The organism is Burkholderia sp. APQ4-4ca (assembly GCF_057837105.1).
Window position 1 is genome coordinate 180,673 of record NZ_JBYQCG010000232.1, and the last position, 12,609, is coordinate 193,281.

The 12,609-nt window shown below is 65.3% G+C and carries 12 protein-coding genes; 11 read left to right on the plus strand and 1 reads right to left on the minus strand.

What is annotated here, in order from left to right:
- The first annotated feature begins 41 nt into the window (after window positions 1-41).
- Both greA and AC3IFE_RS28635 read left to right on the plus strand, forming a co-directional pair.
- Entirely contained in the window at window positions 42-518 is a 477-nt protein-coding gene (gene greA / locus AC3IFE_RS28630; protein WP_006476345.1) for a transcription elongation factor GreA, read from the plus strand.
- Window positions 519-532: 14 nt separating this feature from the next.
- Window positions 533-991, plus strand: coding sequence for a DUF4149 domain-containing protein (locus AC3IFE_RS28635; RefSeq protein WP_089467131.1), 459 nt, complete (start codon window positions 533-535; stop codon window positions 989-991).
- Between the two features lie 68 nt (window positions 992-1,059).
- Here AC3IFE_RS28635 and AC3IFE_RS28640 read toward each other — a convergent pair whose 3' ends face one another.
- Window positions 1,060-1,587: a YhbY family RNA-binding protein gene (locus AC3IFE_RS28640; RefSeq protein WP_089467132.1), complete on the minus strand. Its 528-nt coding sequence runs from the start codon at window positions 1,585-1,587 to the stop codon at window positions 1,060-1,062.
- Window positions 1,588-1,780: 193 nt separating this feature from the next.
- Between AC3IFE_RS28640 and AC3IFE_RS28645 the strand changes: the two genes are divergently transcribed.
- The 9 genes from AC3IFE_RS28645 to phoB all read left to right on the plus strand — a co-directional run bounded on the left by AC3IFE_RS28645 (window position 1,781) and on the right by phoB (window position 12,605).
- Complete coding sequence (locus AC3IFE_RS28645) at window positions 1,781-2,443, plus strand: RlmE family RNA methyltransferase (protein WP_089467133.1); 663 nt, start codon at window positions 1,781-1,783, stop codon at window positions 2,441-2,443.
- Between the two features lie 166 nt (window positions 2,444-2,609).
- Window positions 2,610-5,474 (plus strand): ATP-dependent zinc metalloprotease FtsH, encoded by a 2,865-nt coding sequence (gene ftsH / locus AC3IFE_RS28650; RefSeq protein WP_489193479.1) that lies wholly within the window; start codon window positions 2,610-2,612, stop codon window positions 5,472-5,474.
- Window positions 5,475-5,506: 32 nt separating this feature from the next.
- On the plus strand, window positions 5,507-6,862 hold the full coding sequence (gene glmM, locus AC3IFE_RS28655; protein ID WP_089467135.1) for a phosphoglucosamine mutase: 1,356 nt from the start codon (window positions 5,507-5,509) through the stop codon (window positions 6,860-6,862).
- A 419-nt stretch (window positions 6,863-7,281) separates the two neighbouring features.
- On the plus strand, window positions 7,282-8,316 hold the full coding sequence (gene pstS / locus AC3IFE_RS28660; protein WP_089467136.1) for a phosphate ABC transporter substrate-binding protein PstS: 1,035 nt from the start codon (window positions 7,282-7,284) through the stop codon (window positions 8,314-8,316).
- Window positions 8,317-8,410: 94 nt separating this feature from the next.
- Window positions 8,411-9,397, plus strand: coding sequence for a phosphate ABC transporter permease PstC (pstC, locus tag AC3IFE_RS28665; protein ID WP_089467137.1), 987 nt, complete (start codon window positions 8,411-8,413; stop codon window positions 9,395-9,397).
- Complete coding sequence (gene pstA / locus AC3IFE_RS28670) at window positions 9,394-10,287, plus strand: phosphate ABC transporter permease PstA (protein ID WP_089467138.1); 894 nt, start codon at window positions 9,394-9,396, stop codon at window positions 10,285-10,287. The genes pstC and pstA overlap by 4 nt, the downstream gene beginning before the upstream one ends.
- A gap of 15 nt (window positions 10,288-10,302) precedes the next feature.
- Window positions 10,303-11,151: a phosphate ABC transporter ATP-binding protein PstB gene (gene pstB / locus AC3IFE_RS28675; RefSeq protein WP_050015221.1), complete on the plus strand. Its 849-nt coding sequence runs from the start codon at window positions 10,303-10,305 to the stop codon at window positions 11,149-11,151.
- Between the two features lie 18 nt (window positions 11,152-11,169).
- Complete coding sequence (phoU, locus tag AC3IFE_RS28680; protein WP_089467139.1) at window positions 11,170-11,874, plus strand: phosphate signaling complex protein PhoU; 705 nt, start codon at window positions 11,170-11,172, stop codon at window positions 11,872-11,874.
- A 29-nt stretch (window positions 11,875-11,903) separates the two neighbouring features.
- Window positions 11,904-12,605, plus strand: coding sequence for a phosphate regulon transcriptional regulator PhoB (gene phoB / locus AC3IFE_RS28685; RefSeq protein ID WP_006750313.1), 702 nt, complete (start codon window positions 11,904-11,906; stop codon window positions 12,603-12,605).
- Window positions 12,606-12,609: the final 4 nt, after the last annotated feature.

Here is a 12,609-nt window from a genome sequence, read left to right on the forward strand (position 1 = left end):
GGTGATTTTTTTTATAGCCGTTTTTAGCGATTGAGCCGTTTATGAGCACCATTCCGTTGACAAAGCGTGGCGCGGAGCAACTGCGCGATGAATTGCAGCGCCTCAAGTCCGTCGAGCGGCCGGCCGTGATCAACGCGATCGCGGAGGCCCGCGCACAGGGCGATCTGTCCGAAAACGCCGAATACGACGCCGCGAAGGAAAAGCAGGGCTTTATCGAGGGCCGCATCGCGGAACTCGAATCCAAGCTGTCCGCCGCGCAAATCATCGATCCCACGGTGCTCGACGCCGATGGCCGCGTGGTGTTCGCCGCGACGGTCGAACTCGAGGATCTCGAGTCGGGCGACACCGTCAAGTACCAGATCGTCGGCGACGACGAAGCCGATATCGATCACGGCCTGATCTCCGTCAGCTCCCCGATCGCGCGTGCGCTGATCGGCAAGTCCGAAGGCGACGTCGCGGCCGTGCAGGCGCCGAGCGGCGTGCGCGAGTACGAAATCATCTCGGTCAGCTACATCTGAAGCGGGGCGACGTGATGCCGCATCGCGTGTTCCGTCTGCTGTCGGCCGTGTGGGTCGGCAGCCTGCTGACGATCGGGTATGCGGTCGCGCCCGTCCTGTTCAAGACGCTGGAGCGGATGACGGCCGGCTCGGTCGCCGCCCAGCTGTTCCGCATCGAGGCGATCCTCGGCGTCGTGTGCGGCGTGCTGCTGCTCGCGTTGTCGAATCAGCAGGTGCGGCGCGGCAGCACCGAATATCGCCGCGTGCGCTGGATCGTCGCCGCGATGGTCGTGTGCGTGCTGGTCGGGTATTTTGCGCTGCAGCCGTTCATGAACGCGCTGCGGGTGGCCGCGATGGATGCGGGCACCGATATCGCGAATTCGCCGTATGCGAGCCGCTTCGGGATGCTGCACGGCGTGTCGAGCGTGTTCTATCTCGTCGAGAGCGTGCTGGGGCTGATGCTGATCTGGCGTCTGCCGGCGCGCGACGCCTGAGCGCTCGTCGTTGCGCGTTGCGCAACGATCGGGCAGGGCGGCACGGGAATCCGTGCCGCATGGGTGCTTTACTTGTCCTGGAACGGCCGCTTCGTGCTGGCCTGGCGCTTTTTCGCGCGCTTCACGGTGCCGCCTGCCGTCACGCGCTCGTTGCCGCGCACCGTGACCTTGACCGGCCTCGGGCGGCGTACGGGGCTCGCGTTCGGCGACACCTTGACGACCTTGACGGTGCGCGGTGCACGGCCTTTCTTGTCGTCGACGGCTTCGGCCGCGCTCGGCAGCGCGCCGGCACGACGGCCGCGGGACGGGGCCGCCACCGCGGCCTCGGGCTTCCAGATCACCAGCAGCTTGCCGATATGCTGAATCGGGGCCGCGTTCAGGCGATCGCAGATCTCGTCGTAGATCGCGATGCGTTCGTCGCGTTCGTCGCCGAACACGCGGATCTTGATCAGCTGGTGCGCGTCGAGGTGCACCTTGATTTCCTTGAGCACGGCGTCGGTCAGCCCTTCGGCGCCGATCAGCACGACGGGCTTGAGCGCATGGGCCTGGGAGCGCAGCGCGGAGCGCTCGGCGGGAGAAAGCGAAAGGGCGGGCATGGAAATGTCGAAATCTAAATAAGGGCGCGCCGACTGAAAAGCGATCGCGGAACGTTACCGCGTCAGCCGTGCGCCGAAACCACGTAAAATCGCGGCTTGGGCCTGAAAAGGGGCCGCAGCCGCGCGAAGAAGACGCGTATTATCCGCTAAAAGCGCGGCTTCACGAAGCAATGGGCAGCAATCTCTCTCTCGAATGGCAAAAAACCGCTTCAACCAGCACTGGCTGCACGACCACATCAACGACCCGTACGTCAAAATGGCGCAGCGGGAGGGCTATCGCGCGCGCGCCGCGTACAAGCTGAAGGAAATCGACGAGCAGGACAAGCTGATCCGTCCGGGCCAGGTGATCGTCGATCTCGGCGCCACGCCGGGCAGCTGGAGCCAGTATGCCCGCAACAAGCTCGCGCAGGGCAGGAAGCGCGACGCGGAGCGCGAAGGCGGCATCGACGGCACGATCGTTGCGCTCGACATCCTGCCGATGGAGCCGATCGCCGACGTCCACTTCCTGCAGGGCGACTTCCGCGAGGACGACGTGCTCCGCCAGCTTGAAGAGGTGCTCGAAGGCCGCGCGGTGGACCTTGTTATTTCCGACATGGCCCCCAACCTCTCCGGCGTGGCCTCGGCGGACGCGGCGCGCATCGAGCATCTCTGCGATCTGGCGCTCGAATTCGCGCAGAACCATCTGAAGCCGGACGGTGCGCTGCTCGTGAAGTGCTTTCACGGCAGCGGCTACAGCCAGATCGTCGAGAAGTTCAAACAGCAGTTTAAGGTTGTCGCGCCGCGCAAGCCCAAGGCATCCCGCGACAAATCGTCCGAAACGTTCATTTTGGGTCGGCAGTTGAAGCATCCGCGTTGATGCGGAGCGCGATGCCGCAAACGGGCTCCGGCCCTTGCCGGACAAGCGAAGCGCTATCGCGGCGGTTGTCAATGCTTATGGCAGGGGTGGTCGGACTGGATTAGAATGACCGAGGGGCGCCGCAAGGAAAATGTAGGCGCTCGTCTACGAGTGAAGGAGTGGTGCTTTGAACAACAATATGTTTTCGAAGGCAGCGGTGTGGCTGGTGATCGCACTGGTGCTGTTTACGGTGTTCAAGCAGTTCGACAAGCCCCGCGTCCAGGAAGGCGTGTCCTATTCGCAGTTCATGGACGACGCCAAGAACGGCAAGGTCAAGAACGTCATCGTTCAGGGGCGCAACCTCACCGTCACTCCGGCTGATGGCCAGAAATACCAGATCGTGTCGCCCGGCGACATCTGGATGGTCGGCGATCTGATGAAGTACGGCGTGCAGGTCAGCGGCAAGGCCGACGACGAGCCGAATGCGCTGATGTCCGCGCTGTACTATCTCGGGCCGACGATCCTGATCATCGTGTTCTGGTTCTACATGATGAGGCAGATGCAGGGGGGCGGCAAAGGCGGCGCATTCTCGTTCGGGAAATCGCGTGCGCGGCTGATCGACGAGAACAACAACGCGGTGAACTTCTCCGACGTCGCGGGCTGCGACGAAGCGAAGGAAGAAGTGTCCGAGCTCGTCGACTTCCTGCGCGATCCGCAGAAATTCCAGAAGCTGGGCGGCCGCATTCCGCGCGGCGTGCTGCTGGTCGGCCCGCCGGGTACCGGCAAGACGCTGCTCGCTCGCGCGATCGCGGGTGAAGCGAAGGTGCCGTTCTTCAGCATCTCGGGTTCGGACTTCGTCGAAATGTTCGTCGGCGTCGGCGCCGCTCGTGTGCGCGACATGTTCGAGCAGGCGAAGAAGCATGCGCCGTGCATCGTGTTCATCGACGAAATCGACGCGGTCGGCCGTCATCGCGGCGCCGGCATGGGCGGCGGCAACGACGAGCGCGAACAGACGCTGAACCAGATGCTCGTCGAGATGGACGGCTTCGAGGCGAACTCGGGCGTGATCGTGATCGCCGCGACCAACCGTTCCGACGTGCTCGATAAGGCGCTGCTGCGTCCCGGCCGTTTCGACCGCCAGGTCTATGTCGGCCTGCCGGACATCCGCGGCCGCGAGCAGATCATGCGCGTGCACCTGCGCAAGGTGCCGATCGCGAACGACGTCGACGCGGCGGTCATCGCACGCGGCACGCCGGGTTTCTCGGGCGCCGATCTTGCGAACCTCGTGAACGAGGCTGCGCTGTTCGCCGCCCGTCGCGGCAAGCGCATCGTCGAGATGCAGGATTTCGAGGACGCGAAGGACAAGATCTTCATGGGTCCGGAGCGCAAGTCGGCCGTGATCCGCGAGGAAGCGAAGCGGGCCACCGCGTACCACGAGTCGGGCCACGCGGTGATCGCGAAGCTGTTGCCGAAGGCCGACCCGGTGCACAAGGTCACGATCATCCCGCGCGGTCGCGCGCTGGGCGTCACGTGGCAGTTGCCGGAGCATGACAACGAGACGTATTCGAAGGATTACCTGCTGGACCGCCTCGCGATCCTGTTCGGTGGCCGGGTGGCGGAAGAGCTGTTCATGAACCTGGTCAGCACCGGCGCATCGGACGACTTCAACAAGGCCACGCAGACCGCGCGTGCGATGGTTGCCCGATTCGGCATGACCGACGCACTGGGGCCGATGGTCTACGTCGACGACGAGAACGATGCATCGCCGTTCGGCCGCGGCTTCACGCGCACGATCTCGGAAGCGACGCAGCAGAAGGTCGACTCGGAAATCCGCCGCGTGCTGGACGAACAGTACAATCTCGCACGCCGCCTGCTCGAAGATAACCGCGACAAGGTCGAGGCGATGACGGCCGCGCTGATGGAGTGGGAGACGATCGACGCCGATCAGATCAACGACATCATGGAAGGTCGTCCGCCACGCTCGCCGAAGAGCTCGCCGGCTGTCGGCGGCGATTCGTCGGGCGGCGGCAGCGCCGAGGTCAAGCCCGGCAGCGCGCCGGCGCGGCTACGCCGGCGGCATAATCTCCGCTTTAGCACCGTTCACGGGCTGGTGTGGCTTCACACCGGCCCGTTTTGCATTCATCCACGCCCGTTGCTCGTGTCCGATTCCGCAGTGTCCCCGTTCATTCCCGCGCCGCTTCGGTGCGGCCGCTTCGAACTGACGTTCGAGCGCCCGCTCGTGATGGGCATCCTCAACGCCACGCCCGATTCGTTCTCCGACGGCGGCCGCTTCCTCGTGCGCGACGATGCGCTGCGCCAGGCGGAGCGGATGATCGCCGACGGTGCGGATCTCATCGACATCGGCGGCGAATCGACGCGTCCCGGCGCGCCGCCGGTGCCGCTCGACGAGGAACTCGCGCGCGTGATTCCGCTCGTCGACGCACTGCGGCCGCTGAACGTGCCGCTGTCGATCGATACCTACAAGCCGGCCGTGATGCGCGCGGCGCTGGCCGCCGGCGCGGACCTGATCAACGACATCTGGGGGTTCCGCCAGCCGGGCGCGATCGATGCGGTGCGCGACGGCAATAGCGGCCTGTGTGCGATGCACATGCTTGGCGAGCCGCAGACGATGCAGGTCGGCGAACCCGACTACGGCGACGTCGTGACCGACGTGCGCGATTTCCTTGCCGCGCGCGCGCAGGCGCTGCGCGACGCGGGGGTGGCGGCAGAGCGGATCTGCGTCGATCCCGGCTTCGGATTCGGCAAGGCGGTTGTCGACGACAACTATGCGCTGTTGGCCGCGTTGCCGGACACGGCGCCCGCGCGGCCCGACGGGCGTGCGTATCCGATTCTCGCGGGCATGTCGCGCAAGTCGATGCTCGGCGCGGTGATCGGCGGCAAGCCGCCGATGGAGCGCGTCGCGGCGAGCGTGGCGGCCGCGTTGTGCGCGGTCGAGCGGGGCGCCGCGATCGTGCGCGTGCACGACGTCGCGGCGACGGTCGATGCGCTGAAAGTATGGAATGCCGTGCGCGCAGCCGCGCGGCAACGATAAGCAAGTCAGAAAGACGAAGGAGGAAGGACCCCATGGGACGTCGATATTTCGGCACGGACGGCATTCGCGGCACGGTGGGCGAAGCGCCCATCACGCCGGACTTCGTGTTGCGTCTCGGCTATGCGGCCGGCAAGGTACTGGCCGGCTCGGCCGACGTCGCGGCGGGCTCGCGTCCGACCGTGCTGATCGGCAAGGACACGCGCGTGTCGGGCTACATGCTCGAAGCCGCGCTCGAGGCCGGATTCTCGGCGGCCGGCGTCGACGTGATGCTGGCCGGCCCGATGCCGACGCCCGGCGTCGCGTATCTGACGCGGGCGCTGCGCCTGTCGGCCGGTGTCGTGATCAGCGCGTCGCACAACCCGTATCACGACAACGGAATCAAGTTCTTCTCGGCCGACGGCAACAAGCTGCCCGACGACACCGAAGCCGCGATCGAAGCGTGGCTCGACAAGCCGCTCGAATGTGCGGCGTCCGACGGTCTCGGCAAGGCCCGCCGCCTCGACGACGCGGCCGGCCGCTACATCGAGTTCTGCAAGAGCACGTTCCCGGCCGCGTTCAACCTGCGTGGGCTGAAGCTCGTGATCGATTGCGCGCACGGCGCTGCGTACCAGATCGCGCCGCACGTGTTCCACGAGCTCGGCGCGGACGTCATTCCGATCGGCGTCGCGCCGAACGGCTTCAACATCAACGACGGCGTCGGCGCGACCGCGCCGGACGCGCTGGTACGCGCGGTGCGGGCGAACCATGCCGATCTCGGCATCGCGCTCGACGGCGACGCCGATCGTCTGCAGGTCGTGGACGCGACCGGCCGCCTGTACAACGGCGACGAGCTGCTCTACGTGCTCGTGAAGGACCGGATCGCGACCGACGGCAAGGTCGAAGGCGCGGTCGGCACGCTGATGACGAACCTCGCCGTCGAAGTCGCGCTGCAGCGCGAGGGCGTGAAATTCGTCCGTGCGGCGGTCGGCGACCGCTACGTGCTCGAGCAGTTGCGCGAGCACGGCTGGCAGCTCGGCGCGGAAGGGTCGGGCCATATCCTGTCGCTCGACCGGCACTCGACCGGCGACGGCATCGTGTCGGCGTTGCTCGTGCTGGCCGCGCTCAAGCGCAGCGGTCGCACCCTCGCGCAGGTGCTCGACGGCGTCACGCTGTTCCCGCAGAAGCTGATCAACGTGCGGATGAAGCCGGGCGCCGACTGGAAGGGCAGTGCGTCGATTCGTGCGGCGATCGATGCCGCCGAAGCCGAGCTCGCCGGCAGCGGTCGCGTGCTGATCCGTGCATCGGGCACGGAGCCCGTGCTGCGCGTGATGGTCGAAGCGCAGCAGGCCGTCGATGCGGTGCGCCACGCGGAGACGATCGCCGACGCGGTGCGCGCCGCGACGGCCTGATCCGGCCAGGCGCGCGCGGCGGTCCGGCCGCCCGCGCGCCGGCGCCCTCGGGCGCCGTTGTTTCGTCAGACGCAAAGGTTTGCGCTACCTAATAGAAGCAAGCGCCGGCAACCGCGTCCTTTCGATCGACTCAGGCATCCGACCCCGGAACCTGCCTGCCGCCGGCCCGGGCTTTCCCTCCGGCCGACGCTGCGCTACGATGCGCCCGAACGTCGCTTAAAACCCGGCGTTCATCCCTCCCTCCGAGCCAGGCGATCCTTGCCGCCAGCGCCGCTCCCGCGCCCCGACGCGCCACCCGATACTCCCTTTCAACCAGTCATGTTACTGTCACGCCAGTTTCATCGATTGTCACATTACCGTCATGAGCAGCCCCTAACCTTCGCGGTGCCGTAGTCATCCGCTCACACACTGGAGGTCTCATGAAATTGATGCAAACCGCGATTGCCGGCCTGGCTGGCGCGCTTTTCGCCGTCGCCGCTCAAGCTGCCGACATCACGGGCGCAGGCAGCACGTTCGCCATGCCGATCTATACGAAATGGGCTGCCGACTACCAGCAGTCCGGCGGCGCGAAGGTGAACTACCAAGGTATCGGTTCGTCGGGCGGCCTGAAGCAGATCAACGCGAAGACGGTCGATTTTGCCGGTTCGGACGCTCCGCTGAAGGATGAGGAGCTCGCGAAGGAAGGCCTGTTCCAGTTCCCGACGGTGGTCGGCGGCGTGGTGCCGGTCGTCAACGTGCCGGGCGTGAAGGCCGGCGAACTGACGCTGTCGGGCCCGGTGCTCGGCGACATCTACCTCGGCAAGATCAAGAAGTGGAACGATCCGGCGATCGTCGCGCTGAACCCGAAGGTCAAGCTGCCGGATACGGACATCGCCGTGGTCCGCCGCGCCGACGGCTCGGGCACGAGCTTCATCTGGACGAACTACCTGTCGAAGGTCAACGACGAGTGGAAGTCGAAGATCGGCGAAGGCACGACGGTCAACTGGCCGACGGGCACGGGCGGCAAGGGCAACGACGGTGTCGCGGCCTTCGTGCAGCGCCTGCCGGGTGCGATCGGCTACGTCGAGTGGGCGTACGCGAAGAAGAACAACATGACCTACACGGCCCTGAAGAATTCGACGGGCACGGTGGTCGAGCCGAAGACGGAAACGTTCAAGGCCGCGGCGGCAGGCGCGAACTGGTCGAAGTCGTTCTACCAGATCCTGACGAACCAGCCAGGCAAGGAAGCGTGGCCGGTCGTCGGCGCGACGTTCGTGCTGCTGCACGCGAAGCAGGACAAGCCGGAACAGGGCGCGGAAACGCTGAAGTTCTTCAGCTGGGCGTTCAAGAACGGCGAGAAGGCTGCGGACAGCCTCGACTACATCTCGCTGCCGGCGACGGTCGAGACGGAAATCCGCAAGCAGTGGAAGACGAAGGTGACGGACGCGTCGGGCAAGCCGGTCGCCGCCGAGTAAGCATTGCAGCGGTTCGCTGCCCGGCCGTGCCGGTCGGGCAGTGTGTGCGGTAAAGCCGGGCGTTACGGCGCCCGGCGATCAAAAGCAGGCACCCATGTCTGATATTTCATACCCGTCCTCCCGATCGCCCGACAATGCGCAGCAGCGCGCGCCGAGCCGTCTCGGGGATATCCTGTTCGGCGGCCTTGCGCGGCTCGCCGCGATCGTGACCCTGCTGCTGCTCGGCGGGATCATCGTTTCCCTGATCATTGCGTCGATGCCGACCATCCAGAAGTTCGGCGTCGGCTTCCTGTGGCAATCCGAGTGGGATCCCAACTCGGACATCTACGGCGCACTCGTGCCGATCTACGGCACGATCGTGACGTCGATCATTGCGCTCGTCATCGCGGTGCCCGTCAGTTTCGGCATCGCACTGTTCCTCACCGAATTGGCGCCCGTGTGGCTGCGCCGTCCGCTCGGCATCGCGATCGAGCTGCTCGCCGCGATTCCGTCGATCGTGTACGGCATGTGGGGGCTGCTCGTGTTCGCGCCGATCTTCGCCGAATACTTCCAGAAGCCGCTCGGCCGCCTGTTCCAGGACGTTTGGGTGCTCGGTCCGCTGACGTCGGGCCCGCCGATCGGCATCGGCATCCTCGCGGCCGGCGTGATCCTCGCGATCATGATCATCCCGTACATCGCATCGGTGATGCGCGACGTGTTCGAGGTCACGCCGGTGCTGCTGAAGGAATCGGCATACGGGATCGGCTGCACGACCTGGGAAGTGATGTGGAAGGTCGTGCTGCCCTATACGAAGACCGGCGTGATCGGCGGCGTGATGCTCGGCCTCGGCCGCGCGCTCGGCGAAACGATGGCCGTGACCTTCGTGATCGGCAACACCAACCTGCTCGACAGCGTGTCGCTGTTCGCGCCGGGCAACAGCATCACGTCGGCACTCGCGAACGAATTCGCGGAAGCGCAGCCGGGCCTGCATACGTCCGCGCTGATGGAGCTCGGCCTGATCCTGTTCGTGATTACGTTCATCGTGCTGTCCATCTCCAAACTGCTGTTGCTTCGTCTCGAGAAGGGAGAGGGCAAGAAATGAGCGAGCCCATCATGAATTTCCCGGGGCCGAGCGGCGCCGCGCTCGACGCGATGCGCAATCGCCTGCAACGCAAGCGCAAGGCCGTCAACGCGATCGCGCTCACCGCGTCGCTCGGCGCGATGGCCTTCGGCCTGTTGTGGCTCGTGTGGATTCTCTACACGACGGTGCACCTCGGCGTCGGCGGCCTGTCGCTGCAACTGTTCACCGAATCGACGCCGGCGCCGAACACGGAAGGCGGCGGTCTCGCGAACGCGATCGTCGGCAGCCTGCTGCTGTGCGGCTTCGGCACGCTGGTCGGCACGCCGATCGGCATCCTCGCGGGCGTCTATCTCGCCGAATACGGGCAGAAGAACCTGCTGGCGAGCACCATCCGCTTTATCAACGACATCCTGCTGTCCGCGCCGTCGATCGTCATCGGCCTGTTCGTGTATGCGATCGTCGTCGCGAAGTCGGGGCGCTTCTCCGGTTGGGCCGGCGTGATCGCGCTGGCGCTGCTGCAGATCCCGATCGTGATCCGCACGACGGAGAACATGCTGAAGCTCGTGCCGAACGCGCTGCGCGAAGCGGCCGTCGCGCTGGGCACGCCGAAGTGGCGCATGGTGCTGAAGATCACGCTGCGCGCGTCGGTCGGCGGGATCGTGACGGGCGTGCTGCTCGCGGTCGCGCGGATCGCCGGCGAAACGGCCCCGCTGCTGTTCACCGCGCTGTCGAACCAGTTCTTCTCGTGGGACATGAGCCAGCCGATGGCGAACCTGCCGGTCACGATCTACAAGTTCGCGATGAGCCCGTTCGCGGAATGGCAGTCGCTCGCGTGGGCGGGCGTGTTCCTGATTACGCTCGGGGTGCTCGGACTGAACGTCCTGGCGCGCTCGATCTTCTCGAAAAAGTAACGGCGGAGCAATCCGATGAATATGGCAGAAAGCCACCTGAATCCCGTCGAGCGCACCGCTGCGCCCGCCGGCACGCAAGACGCGGCGCACGGCCGTCCGCTCGCGCCGCTGAACGCGAAGATCGAGGTCAACAACCTCAACTTCTTCTACAACAAGTTCCACGCGCTGAAGAACATCAACCTGCGCATTCCCGAAGGGAAGGTGACGGCGTTCATCGGCCCGTCGGGCTGCGGCAAGTCGACGCTGTTGCGCACGTTCAACAAGATGTTCGCGCTTTATCCGGAGCAGCGCGCCGAAGGCGAAATCCTGATGGACGGCGAGAACCTGCTGACGACGAAGCGCGACATCTCGCTGCTGCGCGCGCGAATCGGCATGGTGTTCCAGAAGCCGACCCCGTTCCCGATGTCGATCTACGACAATATCGCGTTCGGCGTGAAGATGTTCGAAAAGCTCACGCGCTCGGAAATGGACGACCGCGTCGAGTGGGCACTGACGAAGGCCGCGCTGTGGAACGAAGTCAAGGACAAGCTGGGCCAGAGCGGCTACGGGCTGTCGGGCGGCCAGCAGCAGCGTCTGTGCATCGCGCGCGGCATCGCGATCCGTCCGGAAGTGCTGCTGCTCGACGAACCGTGCTCGGCGCTCGACCCGATCTCGACGGGCCGCATCGAGGAGCTGATCGCGGAGCTGAAGAGCGACTACACGGTCGTGATCGTCACGCACAACATGCAGCAGGCCGCACGCTGCTCGGATTACACGGCCTACATGTACCTGGGCGAGCTGATCGAGTTCGGCGACACCGAAAAGATCTTCATCAAGCCGGTGCGCAAGGAAACGGAAGACTACATCACCGGCCGCTTCGGCTGATGACGGAGAACAACAACCATGTCGGATAAACATCTGTCGAGCCAGTTCGACGCGGACCTGAATGCCGTGTCGTCGAAAGTGCTGGAAATGGGCGGACTCGTCGAGTCGCAGATCGTCGGCGCGATGCGCGCGCTGAACGAGTTCGATCGCGATACGGCCGAGAAGGTGATCGCGGCCGAGGAAACGCTGAACGCGATGGAAGTCGACATCGACCAGGAATGCGGCAACATCATCGCGCGGAGGCAGCCTGCCGCGCGCGACCTGCGTCTTTTGATGTCGATTTCGAAAACGATTACGAACCTCGAGCGCGCCGGCGACGAAGCCGAGAAGATCGCCAAGCGCGTGCGCCGCCTGGTCGACGAGCCGTCCGCGCGTGCGGTCAACATCGCCGAGATCAAGGTGTCGGGCGAGATGGCCGTGACGATCCTGCGCCGCGCGCTCGACGCGTTCGCGCGCCTCGATACGGTGGCCGCCGCGCAGATCGTCAAGGACGACAAGGAAATCGACATGGAATTCCGCGCGTTCGTGCGCAAGCTCGTGTCGTACATGCAGGAAGATCCGCGCACGATCTCGGTGGGCCTCGACTACCTGTTCATCGCGAAGGCGATCGAACGGATCGGCGACCACGCGAAGAACATCGCCGAATTCATCATCTACATCGTGAAGGGCACCGACGTGCGGCACCAGCCGCGCGACACGCTCGATCGTGAAGCCAACAGTTAATCGACTCCATAGGAAGAACAGAGGTGCCGATGCCCAGCAACATTCTCGTCGTTGAAGATGAGCCCGCGATTTCCGAACTGATCTCGGTGAATCTCCAGCACGCCGGTCATTGCCCGATCCGTGCGTACAACGCCGAACAGGCGCAGAACCTGATCAGCGACGTGCTGCCCGATCTCGTGCTGCTCGACTGGATGCTGCCGGGCAAGTCCGGTATCGCGTTCGCGCGCGACCTGCGCAACAACGAACGGACCAAACACATTCCGATCATCATGCTCACCGCCCGCGGCGACGAGCAGGACAAGGTGCTCGGCCTCGAAATCGGCGCGGACGACTACGTGACGAAGCCGTTTTCACCGAAGGAACTGATGGCGCGCATCAAGGCCGTGCTGCGCCGCCGCGCGCCGCAACTGACCGAGGACGTCGTGTCGATCAACGGGCTGCGCCTCGACCCGGCCACGCATCGCGTCGCCGCGCACGGCGACGGCAGCGAAATCAAGCTCGATCTCGGCCCGACCGAGTTCCGCCTGCTGCATTTCTTCATGACGCATCCGGAGCGCGTGCACAGCCGCACGCAACTGCTCGACCAGGTGTGGGGCGACCATGTGTTCGTCGAGGAGCGCACTGTCGACGTGCACATCAAACGACTGCGCGCGGCCTTGAAACCGGCCGGCTGCGATGCGATGATCGAAACCGTGCGCGGCAGCGGCTACCGCCTCGCGAAGCACGCGTAACGTA

Bases quoted from the DNA above. Each gene is read 5' to 3' on its own strand.
- greA (WP_006476345.1), top strand. From the start codon at position 42: ATGAGCACCATTCCGTTGACAAAGCGTGGCGCGGAGCAACTGCGCGAT.
- AC3IFE_RS28635 (WP_089467131.1), top strand. From the start codon at position 533: ATGCCGCATCGCGTGTTCCGTCTGCTGTCGGCCGTGTGGGTCGGCAGC.
- AC3IFE_RS28640 (WP_089467132.1), bottom strand. From the start codon at position 1,587: ATGCCCGCCCTTTCGCTTTCTCCCGCCGAGCGCTCCGCGCTGCGCTCC.
- AC3IFE_RS28645 (WP_089467133.1), top strand. From the start codon at position 1,781: ATGGCAAAAAACCGCTTCAACCAGCACTGGCTGCACGACCACATCAAC.
- glmM (WP_089467135.1), top strand. From the start codon at position 5,507: ATGGGACGTCGATATTTCGGCACGGACGGCATTCGCGGCACGGTGGGC.
- pstS (WP_089467136.1), top strand. From the start codon at position 7,282: ATGAAATTGATGCAAACCGCGATTGCCGGCCTGGCTGGCGCGCTTTTC.
- pstC (WP_089467137.1), top strand. From the start codon at position 8,411: ATGTCTGATATTTCATACCCGTCCTCCCGATCGCCCGACAATGCGCAG.
- pstA (WP_089467138.1), top strand. From the start codon at position 9,394: ATGAGCGAGCCCATCATGAATTTCCCGGGGCCGAGCGGCGCCGCGCTC.
- pstB (WP_050015221.1), top strand. From the start codon at position 10,303: ATGAATATGGCAGAAAGCCACCTGAATCCCGTCGAGCGCACCGCTGCG.
- phoU (WP_089467139.1), top strand. From the start codon at position 11,170: ATGTCGGATAAACATCTGTCGAGCCAGTTCGACGCGGACCTGAATGCC.
- phoB (WP_006750313.1), top strand. From the start codon at position 11,904: ATGCCCAGCAACATTCTCGTCGTTGAAGATGAGCCCGCGATTTCCGAA.